Origin of the sequence: Jiella mangrovi (genome assembly GCF_017815135.1) — a bacterium.
GTDB classification, from domain to species: Bacteria; Pseudomonadota; Alphaproteobacteria; order Rhizobiales; family Rhizobiaceae; genus Jiella; species Jiella mangrovi.
The window spans coordinates 85,072-101,094 of record NZ_JAGJCF010000004.1; the positions used below are offsets into that span (position 1 = coordinate 85,072).

The 16,023-nt window shown below is 65.0% G+C and carries 10 protein-coding genes and 1 pseudogene; 1 reads left to right on the plus strand and 10 read right to left on the minus strand.

Annotation, left to right across the window (positions count from 1 at the left end; translation table 11 throughout):
- Positions 1-761: 761 nt before the first annotated feature.
- The 7 genes and pseudogenes from J6595_RS22480 to J6595_RS07905 all read right to left on the minus strand — a co-directional run.
- Positions 762-2,012, minus strand: a pseudogene (locus J6595_RS22480) (polyhydroxyalkanoate depolymerase); the annotation flags it as partial.
- Positions 2,013-2,101: 89 nt separating this feature from the next.
- A complete protein-coding gene (locus J6595_RS07880) occupies positions 2,102-2,638 on the minus strand; it encodes a hypothetical protein (RefSeq protein WP_209593918.1) in 537 nt (178 codons plus the stop codon).
- A gap of 22 nt (positions 2,639-2,660) precedes the next feature.
- Positions 2,661-2,954, minus strand: coding sequence for a DUF1330 domain-containing protein (locus J6595_RS07885; protein ID WP_209593919.1), 294 nt, complete (start codon positions 2,952-2,954; stop codon positions 2,661-2,663).
- A 35-nt stretch (positions 2,955-2,989) separates the two neighbouring features.
- A complete protein-coding gene (gene pyrF, locus J6595_RS07890) occupies positions 2,990-3,694 on the minus strand; it encodes an orotidine-5'-phosphate decarboxylase (RefSeq protein WP_342453126.1) in 705 nt (234 codons plus the stop codon).
- 47 nt (positions 3,695-3,741) lie between these two features.
- Positions 3,742-5,001 (minus strand): PAS domain-containing protein, encoded by a 1,260-nt coding sequence (locus tag J6595_RS07895; protein WP_209593921.1) that lies wholly within the window; start codon positions 4,999-5,001, stop codon positions 3,742-3,744.
- Positions 5,002-5,324: 323 nt separating this feature from the next.
- On the minus strand, positions 5,325-8,261 hold the full coding sequence (gene polA / locus J6595_RS07900) for a DNA polymerase I (protein WP_209593922.1): 2,937 nt from the start codon (positions 8,259-8,261) through the stop codon (positions 5,325-5,327).
- Positions 8,262-8,869: 608 nt separating this feature from the next.
- A complete protein-coding gene (locus J6595_RS07905; RefSeq protein ID WP_342453128.1) occupies positions 8,870-10,288 on the minus strand; it encodes an MFS transporter in 1,419 nt (472 codons plus the stop codon).
- A gap of 70 nt (positions 10,289-10,358) precedes the next feature.
- Between J6595_RS07905 and J6595_RS07910 the strand changes: the two genes are divergently transcribed.
- A complete protein-coding gene (locus tag J6595_RS07910) occupies positions 10,359-10,757 on the plus strand; it encodes a helix-turn-helix domain-containing protein (protein WP_209593923.1) in 399 nt (132 codons plus the stop codon).
- A 63-nt stretch (positions 10,758-10,820) separates the two neighbouring features.
- Here the strand turns inward: J6595_RS07910 and recQ are convergent, their stop codons facing one another.
- The 3 genes from recQ to J6595_RS07925 all read right to left on the minus strand — a co-directional run bounded on the left by recQ (position 10,821) and on the right by J6595_RS07925 (position 16,001).
- A complete protein-coding gene (recQ, locus tag J6595_RS07915) occupies positions 10,821-12,632 on the minus strand; it encodes a DNA helicase RecQ (protein WP_209593924.1) in 1,812 nt (603 codons plus the stop codon).
- A gap of 499 nt (positions 12,633-13,131) precedes the next feature.
- The gene (locus tag J6595_RS07920) at positions 13,132-14,697 is read right to left on the minus strand and encodes a SpoVR family protein (RefSeq protein ID WP_209593925.1); all 1,566 of its coding nucleotides are present in this window, start codon (positions 14,695-14,697) and stop codon (positions 13,132-13,134) included.
- Positions 14,697-16,001, minus strand: a complete 1,305-nt coding sequence (locus J6595_RS07925; RefSeq protein ID WP_209593926.1) for a YeaH/YhbH family protein — start codon at positions 15,999-16,001, stop codon at positions 14,697-14,699. The genes J6595_RS07920 and J6595_RS07925 overlap by 1 nt, the downstream gene beginning before the upstream one ends.
- Between the last annotated feature and the right edge of the window lie 22 nt (positions 16,002-16,023).

Sequence of the window (16,023 nt, forward strand, 5' to 3'; positions counted from 1 at the left end):
CTGAGGGCATCGGCCTTGGCACGCGAGGGTTTCGATGCGGCCTTGCCGGCGGTTCCGGGACTGGCCGTTGCCGCCTTGGTCGCCGCCGCCTCTGCCGGCTTTTCAGCCTTGGCGTCGTCCTTGGTCGCGGCGGGCTGTCGTGGAGCCTCCGGCTTTGCCGGCCCGTCCGTCTTTGCGCCCGCAGCTTTTGCGGCTGGCTCCGCCTTGATCGCAGGGGCCGCGGCCGGGCTCGCCTTGGATGAGGCGACGGCCGGCTTCGACGTGGGCTTATCGTCGGGCTGCTTTGCGATGGCCTCGGCTTTCGCCGCAGGCTCGTCCGATTTCGGCTCCGCCTTCGCGGCAGGCGTTTCGGCTTTCGTTGTCGCGTTCTTTTGCGGTTCCGCTCCCTTTGTGGAAGCCGTCTTGGGTGTCTCGGCCGGCTGCGCCTTTGGCGCCGAGCCGTTGGTCGCAGCGGGGCTTGCCGTCGCTCCGGAGGTCCGGGCCGGTTCCCGTGCGATATAGGGGGCCGAGAAGCCGGAATTGTTGCTGCCGGCAAACGAACCGAAGGACAGGTTTGCCGCTTCCATGGCGGTCGACATCATCGCCTTTGCCGGCGCTGCCATCGCGTTCATCGCCGCGTTGAAGCCGCCGAGCCCTGCGACGGCGCCCACACCGCTTTCTCCCGCCATCGAGACCGTCCGCCCGAGCGTCCCGGCCTTGGCCTGGCGCTCCGCATAGGCGCCGATCCGGTGGGGTCCCTTGCCGGTTTCGGCAGGCGCCTTCGGCGGCTTGGCGCCGGTATGCGTCGTGCCGTGGGTCAGCGCGAAGTCGACGATGCGCGGGGCGATCTCCGCCCGATAGCGCGAGCCGTTGAAGACGCCGTAATGGCCGACCTTTGCCTGAACGTAGTGGACGCGCTTGTCTTCCGGGATGTTGACGCAGAGCGTCTGCGCCGCTTCCGTCTGGCCGACGCCGGAGATGTCGTCATTCTCGCCCTCGACGGTGAGAAGCCCGGTCCGGCGAATGGCCGTCAGATCGACGCGCTTGCCGTGATGGGTGATCTCGCCCTTTGGCAGGGAATGCTTGACGAAGACCTCGTCGACCGTCTGCAGATAGAACTCGGCGGTCATGTCCATGACGGCGTTGTACTCGTCATAGAAGGTCCGGTGCTTTTCAGCCGGATCGCCGTCGTCCTTCACCAGATGCCAGAAGAAGTCCTTGTAGGCGATGACGTGGCGGTCGAGATTCATCGACATGAAGCCGGTCAGCTGCAGGAAGCCCGGATAGACCTGACGCATGAAGCCGGCATGGGGGAAGGGAACCGACATGATGACGTTGTCGCGGAACCAGTCGATGCCGCGTTCCTTGGCCAGATCGTTGACCGCCGTCGGGTTGATGCGGGTGTCGATCGGCCCGCCCATCAGCGTCATGGTGGCGGGAGCGCAGGGATCCTCCGCCTCTTCCATCACCGCCGTTGCCATCAGTACCGGCACGGCCGGCTGGCAGACACCGATCACATGCGTGTCCGGGCCGAGGAAGCGCAGGATCTCGATGACGTAGTCGACATAGCTGTCGAGATTGAAGGCGCCCATGGAGAGCGGAACCGTGCGGGCGTCCTTCCAGTCGGTGATGTAGACGTCCGCATAGGGCAGCAGCGCTTCGACGGTGCCGCGCAAGAGCGTCGCGTAATGGCCCGACATCGGCGCGACGATGAGAATGCGCGGATCCTTGCCGTGGCCCTTGGGCAGGGCGCGCTCGAAATGCAGAAGATCACAGAACGGCTTCGACCAGACCGGCTTGTCGACCACCGGAACCCGGTAGCCGCGGATGGTCGTCTCGTCGAGCCCGAATTGCGGCTTGCCATAGACGCGCGTCGTCCGCTCGAACAATTCGGCGATCGCCGCGAGAGAGCGGCCCGCCGTCGTGTGAGACATCGGATTGAGCGGGTTCTGGTAGAAGAGACGAGTAGCGTCCGCCACGGCGCGGAACGGCGTCAGCGCGGCATGATTCCACTCGTAGAGCTGATAAAGCATTGCGACGGCCTTCCGTTTTCGGGAAATATATCAATCATTGCTGCAATGCACAAATTCTGGCGCCGGCCTGCGGTCTCCCGGTGCCGCACTCAGAGCCACTTGACGCGAAAGTGACGGTCTGCCGACAGGGCCTCGAACCCCGTTCCGGCAAAGAGGTCTTCGCAAGAGTTAAGCGGAAAATCCTTTCGTGAAACCTTCATGAAGCCCCTCTGATCATAAGATGACGATTCGTGACCGGAGTCGAGAGCTGGCGAAACGACGATGGCGCGGTGATAAAACCACCGTGCCCTTTGCGTCACGGCATCGATGAGAGCTGCGTCGATGCCCCGGGCGGCAAGGCGCGGGTCGATGCGGATTTCACTGACGAAGTAGAAGTCGATGCGGTCGCCGGCCGCCGCAAACCCCGCAATAGCGCCTGTCCGCTTGTCGGCGGCGACGAAAATCTCGTGAGAGACGAGATGAGTGACGAAGTCGGCAAGGCTTTGGCGCTTGATCTCGCCGGCCGCCGGCAAGCAGGCCATCCGCAGACGGAACAGGGCCTCTGCCTCGCCCGGCTCCATCATGCGGATCCGGTAGCCCTTCGGAGCAAAACCCTTGAACGCTTTGCGTCCCGGCCGTGGCTCCATGCGTTGCCGGCCTTCGCCCTGATCAGCCGTCATAGCCCTCGACGATGATCATGTCCGCCTCGGCAACCTGCTCGCGGATCGCCTTGGCCTTCTGGTAGTCGTCGCTCTCGTAGCAGGCGCGTGCGGCCTCGACGCTGTCGAATTCGATGACGACATTGCGCCCCCGCGCGGTGCCTTCGAGCGAAGTCAGCTCTCCGCCGCGGACGAGAAATCTGGCGCCATGGGCCTCGAAGGCCGGTTTGGCCGCCGCGACATATGCCCTGTATCCCTCGGGGTCACGTACGTCGACGCGCGCGATCCAGTATCCCTTGGCCATGTCTGTCCTCCCTGTCGATGTTGGATTGCCGGCGCTCAGCCGATGGCGGCGCCCATTTCTGCGAGAATGTCTTGCGCTGCCGCGCGCTTGTCGGCGGCCCCGGTGATCGGCCGGCCGACGACGAGATGCGACGCGCCGGCGTCAAGCGCCCCGGCCGGCGTCGCCACCCGCTTCTGGTCGCCGCTGTCGCTGCCCGCGGGACGGATGCCGGGGGTGACGATCGCCATGTCGCCGCCGATAACCTGGCGAATCTCGGCCGCTTCCGCCGGAGAGGCGACGACACCACCCATGCCGATGTCGCGGGCCTGGCGAACACGCAAGCTGACGAGATCCCGGATCGTCGTCTGGTATCCGCTGGCCGTCAGATCCTGATCGTCGAGCGATGTGAGGACCGTGACGCCGAGAAGGGTGAGGGCGCTGCCGCTCGCCGCCTTCACGGCGGCGCGCATGGCGTGGGGGTAGGCGTGGATCGTCAGCATCGAGGCGCCCAGTTCGGCGGCGCTCTCAACGCCCTTTTCGACGGTGTTGGAGATATCCAGCATCTTCATGTCGAGGAAGACGCGTTTTCCCGAAGCGGCGAGTTCGCCGACCAAAGGCAGGCCGCCGGCAAGCGCCAGCTGGAACCCGATCTTGTAGAAGGTCACGCTGTCGCCAAGGGTCTCGACGATCGTCTCAGCCTCTGCGCGGCTGGTCACGTCCAGTGCGACGATCAGCCTGTCCCTGGCGCTGTCTACGCTCACGTCCATCCTCCTCGCCCTGCTCGATGCGGGCTCGCGAGGTCGTCATCTCATTCCTGAGGCGGAATGTCGACCGTGACGGTGGTGCCGGTCGTATGGGAATTCACATCGATCTCGGCGTCGAGCCCTCGAACCAGGGAAACCGCGATCCTGCCGCCGAGCCCGCCCTCCGTCTGGCGCGCCTTCTGCCGGCGCGGAGCCTGTTCGCCGGACTCGACGATCTCGCTGCCCGTTGCCTTCGAGGAGCCGCGCGACATGCCCATGGATTCGGCAAGATCGCGGGCCTCGTTGACCGCGCCCTCCTGATCCGCCGCATTGCGGGCGTCTTCCGTGATCTCGTCGATTTCCTCCGACTCGAGGGGCTTGGGCTTGGAGGGGCCGTAGGGCCAGTTGCTGTCGCTCGGCAAACCGATGCCGTCGTCCGTCACGGTCATTCGGATGACGCCGGAGGACAGCATCTTGAGCCGCGCTTCGACGAGACCCTCCTCGCGCCCCTCGAAGGCATGCTTCAGGGCGTTGGTCAGGAGTTCGGAGAACAACAGGCCGATGCGCGCCGCCTGATCGACCTTCACCTCGACGGCGTCGCAATCGACATTGATGCGAACCGAGCGGCGTCCGTCGAGATGGCCGATGGTGGCGGCGATGCGGCTGACGTAAGCGCCAAGAGGAACTCGCTCGGAGCGGTGCGAGCCGACGCCCGATTCGGTCATTTCCTGATAGAGAAGCTGCAGGCTCTCGATCCGCCTCGCAAGCGCGCTGAAGGCTTCCTTGCTGCTCTTGGCCCGCGCCTGCATTCGGATCATGCCGACGATCATCGAGAGATGGTTTTTGACCCGGTGCTGGATCTCGCCGAGGACAGCATCGACCGGCGCATCCTGACCGATCGTCTTGGACACTTTTGCGTCTTCGCCATCGCTCATGTCGCGCTGGACACCGAGGAAGCACTGGATCTTGTCACTGTCGTCATAGAGCGGCGTGATCATCAGCCGGTTGACGAATTTCGTGCCGTCGGCGCGATAGTTCAGGATGTCGAGCGAGATGTCCCGCTCCTCGCGCAGGGCTTCCCCGATCTGGCGCGAATGTTCCGGATCGGTCTCGTCGCCCTGGAGGAATCGGCAATTGCGCCCGATCGTCGCCGCTGCGGCGTAGCCGGTAATCCGCTCGAAGGCGGTGTTGGCGTAGATGATGGGATTGTCGTCGAGATGGGGGTTGGTCAGGACCAGGGCCAGTGGAAGCTTGGCAAGCGCGGCCGTCGTGACGTTCGAGGGAACACCGTAGGCCTGCGAATTGTCGTCGTCTCGCTTGTCCATGAAACCTCACCAGCGCCCGTTGGGCACACCGTATCGATAGAGCCGTGAATTTGCGAAATCAGCGCAAGGAAAACCCGGAGCGGCTGCAGCGCCGGCAACCGGTCCAGGGCGTAAGAGTGGTTACCGCAACAACATCGGCCCAAGACACCTGATTTTCAAGGGGCCATATTTACCCGGCTACGATAGAAATCCCTATGATTGCATGGCGTTGGTCGCAATTTCGCCGGATGGTTGGGGATGCCGCAAGCCGCGACCAGGCTCGCGACCAGGCTATTGTGACGAATGATCTTTTGTCGGCGGGCTCGAGCCGATGGCCGAGCCGTTCAGTGCGCGGCTTCCCAGTCTTTTGCCGCTTTCGCGTCAACCTCGAGTGGAACGGACAAATTGACGCGGGGGCCGGGCGCTTCCGCCATGATCCGCTGCACGAGCGGCAATGTCGCCTCGATTTCGTCCTCCGGTACCTCGAAGACCAGTTCGTCATGGACCTGCAGGAGCATTTTCGCCGCAAGGCCCGCCTCGGCCAGCGCACTTTCCATCCGGATCATCGCCCGGCGGATGATGTCGGCGGCCGTGCCCTGGATTGGCGCGTTGATCGCCGCGCGCTCGTTGAAGGCCCGCATGGCCGCGTTGGGAGACTTGATGTCGGGATAATGCGCCCGCCGGCCGAACAGCGTCTCGACATAGCCGTGCTCTTTGGCAAACGCTTTGGTCGCGTCCATGTAATCGCGAATGCCGGGGAAGCGCTCGAAATAGCGCTTGATGTAGAGGCCGGCTTCCTCGCGCGGGATCGACAGCTGGTTGGCGAGACCGAAGGCCGAAATGCCGTAGATGATGCCGAAATTGATCGCCTTCGCCCGCCGCCTGACGTCGGAGGGCATGCCCTCGACCGGGACGCCGAACATTTCCGACGCGGTCATCGCATGGATGTCGAGGCCTTCGAGAAAGGCCTGTTTGAGCTGCGGAATGTCGGCGATGTGGGCGAGAATGCGCAGCTCGATCTGGCTGTAGTCGGCCGAAAGGAGCTTGGTGCCCTCGGGCGCGACGAAGGCCGTGCGGATCGCTCGGCCTTCCTCCGTCCTCACCGGAATGTTCTGCAGGTTCGGCTCGGAAGATGAAAGGCGACCCGTCGTGGTCGAGGCCATGGAATAGGAGGTGTGGATCCGGCCGCGCGCGTCCATGTGGTGGGGCAGGGCGTCGGTATAGGTGCCCTTCAGCTTGGTCAGCTGCCGCCATTCGACGATCCTGGCCGGCAGTTCGTGGCCTTCCGCGGCCAACTCTTCCAGCACCTTGACGTCGGTCGACCACTGGCCGCCCTTGGTCTTCTTGCCGCCGGGCAGGTTTAGCTTGCCGAACAGGATCTCGCCGAGCTGCTTGGGCGAGCCGGGATTGAATTCCTCGCCGGCAAGTTCGGCGATGTCGGCTTCGAGCGCGCCCTGCTTCTGGGCGAACCGCCCGGACAGCCGCGACAGGATCTGCCGGTCGACCATGATCCCGCGCTCTTCCATCCGCGCCAGCACCGGAACGAGCGGCTTTTCCAGCCGCTCATAGACCGAGGCGAGGCCTTCGGCGGCGAGGCGCGGTTTCAGGACGCGCCAGAGCCTCAGCGTCACGTCGGCATCCTCGGCGGCGTAGTCGGTGACCTTCCGGATATCGCAGGCGGCGATCGGCACCGCCTTCTTGCCCGAGCCGCAGAGATCCTTGAACGAGATCGGCTTGTGGCCGAGGAAGCGCTCCGACAACTCGTCCATGCCATGGCCGGAGAGCGAGGCCGAGGCGTCGAGGGCGTAGGAGATCAGCATGGTGTCGTCGAAGGGCGCGACGGTGATGTCGTGACGCATCATGACGAGAAGGTCGTATTTGCTGTTCTGGCCGATCTTCAGGATCGCGGGATCTTCGAGCACCGGCTTCATCAGCGCCAGCGCCGCCTGAAGCGGGATCTGCGGGCCGATTTCCTCTTCGGCCGACTTCTCCGACAGAAGATCCGTTTCGCCGCCGGGCGGGACGTGGCCGAGCGGCACATAGGCGGCCCGGCCCGGGGAGACGGCGAAGGAGACGCCGACGAGCTTGCCGTTCATCGCCGACAGGCTGTCGGTCTCGGTGTCGAAGGCGAGGATGCCGGTCTCCGCCGCCTCGGCGAGGAAGGCGGCGAGGGCGGCTTCGTCGCGGATCGTCAGATAGGACCCGTGGTCGAAACTGGCGGCAGCCGCCTCGTTGCGACGCTGTTCGACGAGGCCTTGCGGCGTCATCGCCAGCCGGGCTTCGCCGCCTTCGCCCGCCGTCACCGCCGTGCCGGCCGCGCCCGGATCGAGATCGGGACCCCGCGCCGGCCCGTCGACCTTGATGTCGGCGGTCTCGACGTCGCTGGCCGAAACCTCGAGTGTCGCCGCGACCCGGCGGGTGAGGGTGGTGAACTCCATCGCCTTCAGGAAGGCGATCAGCTTCTCGCCGTCCGGCTCGTGCAGAAAGAGGTCGTCCAGCGGCGTATCGAGAGGGGTGTTCTGGTCGAGGGTCACGAGGCGCTTCGACAGGCGCGCCTGCTCGGCGAAATCGATGAGGTTCTGCCGCCGCTTGGCCTGCTTGATCTCCTCGGCGCGCTCCAGAAGGGTTTCGAGGTCGCCATAGTCGTCGAGAAGCTGTGCCGCCGTCTTTGGCCCGATCCCCGGAACCCCCGGCACGTTGTCGGAGCTGTCGCCGACGAGCGCCTGCAGGTCGATCATCTTGTCGGGATAGACGCCGAACTTCTCCTTCACCTCTTCGGGCCCGAGGCGCTTGTCCTTCATCTGGTCGTAGAGGATCACCCCCGGCCCGACGAGCTGCATCAGGTCCTTGTCCGACGAGACGATGGTGACGTCGCCGCCGGCCGCGACGGCCTCCCGCGTATAGGTGGCGATCAGGTCGTCGGCCTCATAGCCCTGCTTCTCGATGCAGGGCAGGTCGAAGGCGCGGACCGCCTCGCGGATGACGGCGAATTGCGGCACGAGGTCTTCGGGCGGGGCCGTGCGGTTGGCCTTGTACTGGTCGTAGAGCTCGTTGCGGAAGGTCGTCGACGAATGGTCGAAGATCACCGCGAAATGGGTCGGTGCGGTGCCCAGCGAGGTGTCGCGGGATTCCTCGACGAGCTTCCACAGCATGTTGCAGAAGCCCGAAACCGCGCCGACGGGCAGGCCGTCGGACTTGCGCGTCAGCGGCGGGAGCGCGTGATAGGCCCGGAAGATGTATGCCGAGCCGTCGACGAGGAAGAGGTGATCGCCTTTTTTCATGGCAAGCGTGGTATCGCGCGCGTGTCGGACTGTCCATCGCCGGAAACGGCTCGAAGCTTTGAACGCGTGTAGAGGCTCTCGCTTGGCCTCACCTCCGGCAGTTTTCCCGCAATGCGGGCAGCGAGCGACCAGATAAACGTTGCCAAAAAGTCACGTTGCTTGTTTTCTCCGAGAAACCGCCGGTTTTCGGCGTTGCATCCTGGTCCGATCCATGTTCATTTTGGGCAAATCACCCAATTCACGTCGATGTGAGAGGGTGCACCTTATGCCAAGCTTGATTTTGGTGCGCGCGAGTCGCACTATAATGGCCGACGACGCGCTTCAAAGCGTCGTATTCGGCCAAGGCATGTCCCCCGCTTTAGAGCCGAAATTTGAGATGCCGAGGTCCTCTTCCCCCTCTTAAGGACCGGCGTCGTGAGAGTGCAAGAGAGTCGTCACGGCGTATCCCCCTCCAGGCCGTGGCGGCTCTCTTCCATTTTACGGTCCCTTTTCCCCTTCCGTCTGACGCCCGGTCCTCTTCGTCTGGGACTCGATCGTCCTTGTGAGTGGCCGCCAGCCGCCAACGCCACGCCCAGTCGGTCTGCGCGCGATGTGACGCTGGTTTGCGATCACACGTCAACCGTTTCTTCCCGTCTCGCGCATGCCATGACGATCGCGAAAGCTGCCGTCAGACCGCCGGCCGCAACGAGAAACGAGACCATCAATCCGTGGCCGATGGCCTGCGGCGAGCCGGGCCCGACGGCGCTTGCCCCGATGGAGGCGGCGAAAACCGCGCCGAGGACCGTTGTCCCGGTGATCAGACCGAGGTTGCGCGACAGGCCGATGAGGCCGGAGGCAACGCCCCGATCCGTTCGCGCCGCCTCAGCCATCACCGCCGTGCTGTTGGCGGCGAGAAACAGCTGGTAGCCGGGCGTCAGGACAAGCAGCGCCAGGACATATCCGGCGATCCCCAAGACCGCCGGCAGAAGCGCGAGGCCGGCCGCACCAGGGATCATCACGGCAAGACCGGCCAGCCTTGCCTTCGTCGCTCCCAGCCGATCGGTCGCCCATCCGGCGATGAGCCCCGTCAGGGCGGAAGTGATCGGCCCGACAGCCATGACGAGCCCGACCGCGACGGGATGAAGGCCGAGGCCGAAAGCGAGATAGAACGGGCCGACGACGAGCGTCGCCATCATCACGCCTGAAACGAGAAGGTTGGCCGCAAGTCCGCCGGCCGTCGCGGGGCGTCGCAAGGCGGCGATGTCGATCAACGGCGCGGGCGCCTGCCACTCGAGGCGGACAAAGAGAATGAGGCCGACGATCGCCGCGGCGAGAAACGCCGCGCGAATTTCGCCGACGCCCGCATTGGATCGCGAGGCGATGGCGAGGCAGTAAGCGGTCAAGGTTGCCGCCAAGAGCAGCGCGCCGGCCATGTCGAACTGCCGCTTGCGCGGCTTCGGCGTCTCCGCCCGAGGCGGCAGAACTCGCAATGCCAGCGCCGCATTGAGCGCACCGAGCGCTGCGAGAAGGACGAAACAGGCCCGCCATCCCGGTCCGGACACCAGCACACCGCCGAGCGACGGGCCGAGCGCCGTGCCGACGGCCGACATCGTGCCGAAAAGCCCCATGGCGCGGCCGATCCGCTCGTCCAACACGATCTCACGCAGGAGCGAGAGCGCGGCCACGGTGAGGATGGCCGCTCCGATGCCCTGACCGGTTCGCGCGGCGAGAAGCCACGGCAGCGTCGGCGCGATGCTGCCGGCGAGCGATGAGGCGGCGAACAGCAAGATCCCGGCGAAGAGGACCCGGCGTGGTCCAAAGACGTCGGCCGCCTTTCCGGCACCGGCGATCGTGACGGTCGTCGCCAGGAGATAGGCGAGCACCACCCACTGAACCTCGGAGAAAGGCCGGAGAAACGCTTGCGCGATGGCCGGGAGTGCGACGTTGGCGATGCTGATGCCGAGGGACGCCAGCAGCGTCGAGAGAGCCAGTGTCGCGATCGGCCACGACAGGAGGCCGGGCTCGTGGGCGGATGGATCGGTTGTCACGGCGGTCTTCCCCTTGCCTGTCATCGGCTGAAGGGGCACGCTACGACTTCAAGCCAAGTTGAGGTCAAGGATGAAACTGATCGATATCGGCGAGGTCTCCGCCCGCTCCGGCGTGCCGCCTTCGACGCTGCGCTACTATGAGGAGATCGGGCTGATTCAGTCGCTCGCCCGCACCGGTTTGAGACGGCAGTTCGGCCCGCAGACCCTCGTTCAACTGTCCCTGATCGCGCTCGGCAAGACCGCCGGCTTCAGCCTGAGCGAGATTGCAGGCATGTTCGGTAGGGGAGGTGCCCCGGACTTGCCGCGGGAGGGGCTGCATGCGCGCGCCGACGCGCTCGAGGGGCAGATCCGTCAGCTCTCTACTCTGGCCAAAGCACTGCGCCACGTCGCCGACTGCCCGGCGCCGACGCATCTGGAATGCCAGAAGTTCCAACGATTGTTGCGGGTCGCCGGCCGGAGGCAAGGCTGACACGCCGGCAGTCGGTGGAACCGTCAGCAATCACCGCGGGAGCTCGGCCGAGCGGCAAGGCCGTCACGGATGCTCGGCGATCACTTCCAGAAAGGCGTCGCCATAGCGGTCCAGCTTGGCCTGTCCGACGCCGGGCACCTTGGCCATCTCGCCGCGTGAGGTGGGACGGCTCGCTGCGAGGGCGATCAGCGTCTTGTCATGGAAAATCACGTAAGGCGGGACATTCTGCTCGCGCGCCAGCTCCATGCGCGTCTGCCGCAGCGCCTGAAACAGATCGCGGTCCCCCTCGGCGATGGCGGACTGGGTCTGGGTTCTTCCGGCCTTCTCGCGCCTTGCGCGCGGGGGCGAGGGAACGCGAAGCATCAGCGTCGGCTTTTCGCGCAGGAACGTCCGGCCTAAGGGCGCGATCGACAGGCCGCCATGGCCGGCGAGGTCGACGGCGACAAGGCGCAACGCGATCAGTTGACGCAGGATCGCCCGCCAGGCGCGCTTGTCATACTCGGTGCCGATGCCGAAGGTGGAAATCTGATCGTGGCCGAACTGCAAGATGCGCTCGTTCGTGGCGCCGATGAGCACGTCGATCGTGTAGGCCTGCCCGAAGCGTTCGCCTGTGCGGTAGATGCAGGACAGCGCCTTCTGCGCGGCGATCGTGCCGTCGAAGAGTTCCGGCGGCTCGGCGCAGGTGTCGCAATTGCCGCAGGGTTCGCAATGGTCGCCGAAATAGGACAGGAGCACCTGCCGGCGGCAGCCGGCGGTTTCGGCGAGGCCGAGCAGCGCATCCAACTTCTGCCGCTCGACGCGCTTGCGCTGTTCGGGCGCGTCGGACTCCTCGGTGAAGCGGGTGCGCAGCGCGATGTCCTCGGCGCCGTAGAGCATCAGCGTGTCGGAGGGCAGGCCGTCGCGCCCGGCGCGGCCGGTCTCCTGATAGTAGGCCTCGATGCTGCTCGGCAGGTCGACATGGGCGACGAAGCGCACGTCCGGCTTGTCGATCCCCATGCCGAAAGCGATGGTCGCGACCATGACCACGGCCTCGCCGTGCTGGAAGCGGAGCTGGTTTTCTTCGCGCGCCGCCTTGTCCATGCCGGCGTGATAGGCAAGCGCGTCATACCCCTCGACGCGAAGAAAGGCGGCGGTCTCCTCCGTCTTGCGCTTGGACAGGCAGTAGACGATGCCGCTTTCGCCTTCGTGGCGCTTGAGAAAGCCCTTCAGCTGGGCGCGGGGATTGTCCTTCTCCTCGATGGCATAGCGAATGTTGGGACGGTCGAAGCCGGCAATGAAAGCATCGGCTTCCGCGATGTCGAGATGGGACTGGATCTCGGCACGGGTCGGCGCGTCGGCCGTCGCCGTCAGCGCCATGCGCGGCGTGTCGGGAAACTGGCGGACGAGCGTGTCGAGCTGGCGGTAGGACGGGCGGAAATCATGCCCCCACTGAGAGAGGCAGTGGGCTTCGTCGATGGCGATCAGCGACAGCCGCGCGCGGCCGAGCTGTTCCAGCACCTCGTTGCGCAAGAGCGTCTCGGGCGCGACATAAAGGAGGTCGAGGCGGCCGGCATGTATGTCCCGCCACAAGGCGCGCCGCTCGTCGGCGGGCAGGTCCGAGTTGAGGGCCGCTGCCCTGACGCCGGCCTGCCGCAGGGCGGCCACCTGATCGGCCATCAGCGCTAGCAGGGGCGAAACCACCAGTCCCATGCCGGGCCTGACGATCGCCGGGATCTGGTAGCAGAGCGACTTTCCGCCACCCGTCGGCATCAGCACGAAGGCGTTGTTGCCGGCGATGACATGATCGACGATGCCTGCCTGCGGGCCGCGGAACGCGTCGTAGCCATAGACCGTCTTCAGGACGTCGAGGGCGGTGGTGGTCGTTTCGATCTGCATGAAAATTTTCGGAAGGGCCCCTCGTCGCAGCGTCGCCGCGGGAAATTCTTCGATCGCGCTCGCCGGCGGGCGACTTCAGACAGCGTGCCGGCAGCGCTGACATGACGCTCTTCTACAGAGAACGGGAGGGAGTCGAAAGCCGCACGAACGACCCGGCCCCGCCATGGTGACAGGGCTATCGCATATGGCAATGCGCAAACAACTGAGGGGCGGAAAACCAGAGCCATGGAAAGCTCTCGCGGGAAAAAGGATGCTTTTGTCGAGTACTTGATCGAGAAGGCGCACCATTCGACGCTTCGTCATTCTCGGGCTCCGTCCCGAGAATCCAGATCCTTTCGACAGAACAGAAGCTTAACTGGCCCACTGGATGCTCGGGACGGGGCCCGAGCATGACGAGCGCGATGACAACGAATGCCTGATTTGTGAAAGCCGAGTCCTCGGTATGCGCCGTTAGACGAGACTCTCACGCACCATGGCATCCAGCAGGGCGCAGGGCGCTCTAACGGAACGCCCTCGACGGCGACCCGTCATGGGCGGCGATGGTCTGGCCGTCCTCGATCTCGAGCAGCTTGACGTCGTAGCCCCAGAGATTGGCGAGGTGATGCAGCACCTTGGCGGCGTCCCGGCTTTCCAGGGTGATGCCGTCGACGACGTTGTGGTGGAGGATCAGCTTGCGGTCGCCGGCAAGGTCCACGTCGGCGACCTGGATGTCGGGATCCTGCCGGCCGACGTCGAACTGCCGCGACAGGGACTGGCGCACCGCCTTGTAGCCCCGCTCGTCGTGGATCGCGGCGACGACGATGTCGTCGTCTTCCGAATCGTCGATCAGCCGGAACAGCTTCTGCTTGCGGATCACGTTGGGGCTGAGGAACTGCAGGATGAAGCTCTCGTCGCGATAATTCGCCCAGGCGTCGCGCAAGACGCCATAGGCATCGCCGCAGCCTGCGAAATCGGGAAAGAACGAGCGGTCCTCGGCCGTCGGATTGGTCGCGATCCGCTCGATGTCCTCCATCATCGCAAAGCCCAGCGCATAGGGGTTGATGCCCGAATAGCGCGGGTCGTCATATTCCGGCTGGAAGACGACGCTGGTGTGCGAGTGCAGGAACTCCATGAACGAGCCGTCGGTGATCTTGCCCTGTTCGTGCAGCCGGGTCATCAGCCGATAGTGGCTGAAGGTGGCGCAGCCCTCGTTCATCACCTTGGTCTGGCGCTGGGGATAGAAATACTGGGCGATCTGGCGAACGATGCGGATCAGCTCGCGCTGCCAGCCGGCGAGGCGCGGGGCGTTCTTTTCGAGGAAATAAAGGATGTTCTCTTCGGGCAGGCCGAGGAGCTGGCGTCGGCGCTCGGCGTCCATGTCGCGCTTCGGACCGGTGGCCGTCTTCGGCAGGGTGCGCCAGAGGTCGGAGAAATGCTCCTCGGCGAAGGCCTGCCGCTCCTCCAGCCGCCGCTGCTCGGATTTCAGGTCGAGCGAATGCTTGCCGGGGTAGCGGTGGATGCCGTGGCTCATCAAGGCATGGGCGGAATCGAGGATCTGCTCGACCGTCTCCTGGCCGTAGCGATCCTCGCAGGAGGCGACGTATTTCTTGGCGAAGTCGAGATAGTCGAGAATGCTCGTCGCGTCGGTCCACTGCTGGAAGCAGTAGTTGTTCTTGAAGAAGTGGTTGTGTCCGAAGGCGGCGTGGGCGAGCACCAGCGTCTGCATCGTCGCGGAGTTTTCCTCCATGACATAGACGATGCAGGGGGAGGAATTGATGACGATCTCGTAGGCGAGGCCCTGCCAGCCCTTGCGATAAAGGGTCTCGTTCCTGACGAAATGCTTGCCGAAGGACCAGTGCTTGTAGAACAGCGGCATGCCGGTCGAGGCATAGGCGTCGAGCATCTGCTCGGAAGTGATCACCTCGATCTGGTTGGGATAGATGTCGAGGCCGAGTTCCTTCTCGGCGATCTCGCCGATCGCGTCATAGACGCGCTGGAGCAGCGGAAAATCCCAGTCGCGGCCGGTGAAGAGCGGTGTGCCGCCTGGGCGAGGGGCGTTTGTGGTCGTCTCGGCGATGAGTGCCATCAGCTCGTCTCCGCGGTTTCGTCGCGGCGCTCGAAGAGTTCCCGGAACACCGGATAGATGTCGCGCCGGTCGTTCACCTTGCGCATCGCCATCGGCAGGTTCGGCCGGATCAGCTCCTGATAGGCCCGCCACAGCGTGGTTTCCTGCCGGGCGAATACGCCGTCCTCGCGGTCGAATTCCCCGCGCCCGACCTGGAGATAGGCATAATATTGCGCCATCGGCAGGATGGTCTCGCGCAGGAGGGCGACCGAACGGGCATTGTCCGACGAGAGATTGTCGCCGTCCGAGGCCTGCGCGGCATAGATGTTCCACTCATCGGCCGGAAACCGGAGCTTGGCGATCTTCGCCATCTCGATCAGCGCCGAGGAGATCACCGTGCCGCCGGATTCGCGCGAATGGAAGAAGGTCTCCTCGTCGACCTCCTTGGCCTCGTGGGTATGGCGGATGAAGACGATCTCGACCTGCTTGTAGCGCCGCGTCAGGAACAGATAGAGCAGTGAGAAGAACCGCTTGGCGAGGTCCTTCATCTGCTCGTCCATCGACGCCGAAACGTCCATCAGGCAGAACATCGCGGCCCTTGCGATCGGCTCCGGCGTCACCTCGATGCGGCGGTAGCGAAGATCCACCGGATCGATGAAGGGGATGACCTTGGCGCGGCGCTCCTGGCGCTCGATCTCGGCCTTGAGCGCGGCGATCCGTTCGGATTCACCGAACTTGGCCTCGAGGTCGAGAAGCTCGCGGCGCATCTCCTCCAGCTCGACCGGGTTCGGCCGCCTCAGCGCGATCCGCCGCGACAGGCTGCGCCGCATCGTCCGCCCGACCGAGAGCGAGGCCGGCGATCCGGAGGTCTTGAAGCCCGCCGGATGACGCTTCTCGGCGGAGTCGCCCATCACCTGGCGCTTGGCGAGATTGGGCAGTTCGAGGTCTTCCAGGAACAGGTCGAGAAATTCGTCGCGTGACAGGACGAAGCGGAAATTGTCTTCGCCCTCGCCGTCGGCGCTGCCTTCGGAGCCCGAGCCGGCGCCCTGCTTCGGCCGCTCGATGCGGTCGCCGGAGACGAACTTCTTGTTGCCGGGCAGCACATAGTCGCGCATGCCGCCGTCGCGCCCGGCGTGAAAGCTCGGCTCATGGACGTCGTCGGCCGGGATGGTGACGGCGCCGCCGCCGTCGATCTCCCGGATCTTGCGGGAGCCGGAGGCCTCGCGCACCGCCTGCTTCACGAGCGCCCGGGCGCGCCGCATGAAGCGTTGGCGGTTGGCGAGGCTCTTGCCTCCCGGGTCAGGACGACGGTCGATGATGTGCATAAGCTGATCCCGTGGAAAGCGT

Bases quoted from the DNA above. Each gene is read 5' to 3' on its own strand.
- J6595_RS07880 (WP_209593918.1), bottom strand. From the start codon at position 2,638: ATGGAGCCACGGCCGGGACGCAAAGCGTTCAAGGGTTTTGCTCCGAAG.
- J6595_RS07885 (WP_209593919.1), bottom strand. From the start codon at position 2,954: ATGGCCAAGGGATACTGGATCGCGCGCGTCGACGTACGTGACCCCGAG.
- J6595_RS07895 (WP_209593921.1), bottom strand. From the start codon at position 5,001: ATGGACAAGCGAGACGACGACAATTCGCAGGCCTACGGTGTTCCCTCG.
- polA (WP_209593922.1), bottom strand. From the start codon at position 8,261: ATGAAAAAAGGCGATCACCTCTTCCTCGTCGACGGCTCGGCATACATC.
- J6595_RS07910 (WP_209593923.1), top strand. From the start codon at position 10,359: ATGAAACTGATCGATATCGGCGAGGTCTCCGCCCGCTCCGGCGTGCCG.
- recQ (WP_209593924.1), bottom strand. From the start codon at position 12,632: ATGCAGATCGAAACGACCACCACCGCCCTCGACGTCCTGAAGACGGTC.
- J6595_RS07920 (WP_209593925.1), bottom strand. From the start codon at position 14,697: ATGGCACTCATCGCCGAGACGACCACAAACGCCCCTCGCCCAGGCGGC.
- J6595_RS07925 (WP_209593926.1), bottom strand. From the start codon at position 16,001: ATGCACATCATCGACCGTCGTCCTGACCCGGGAGGCAAGAGCCTCGCC.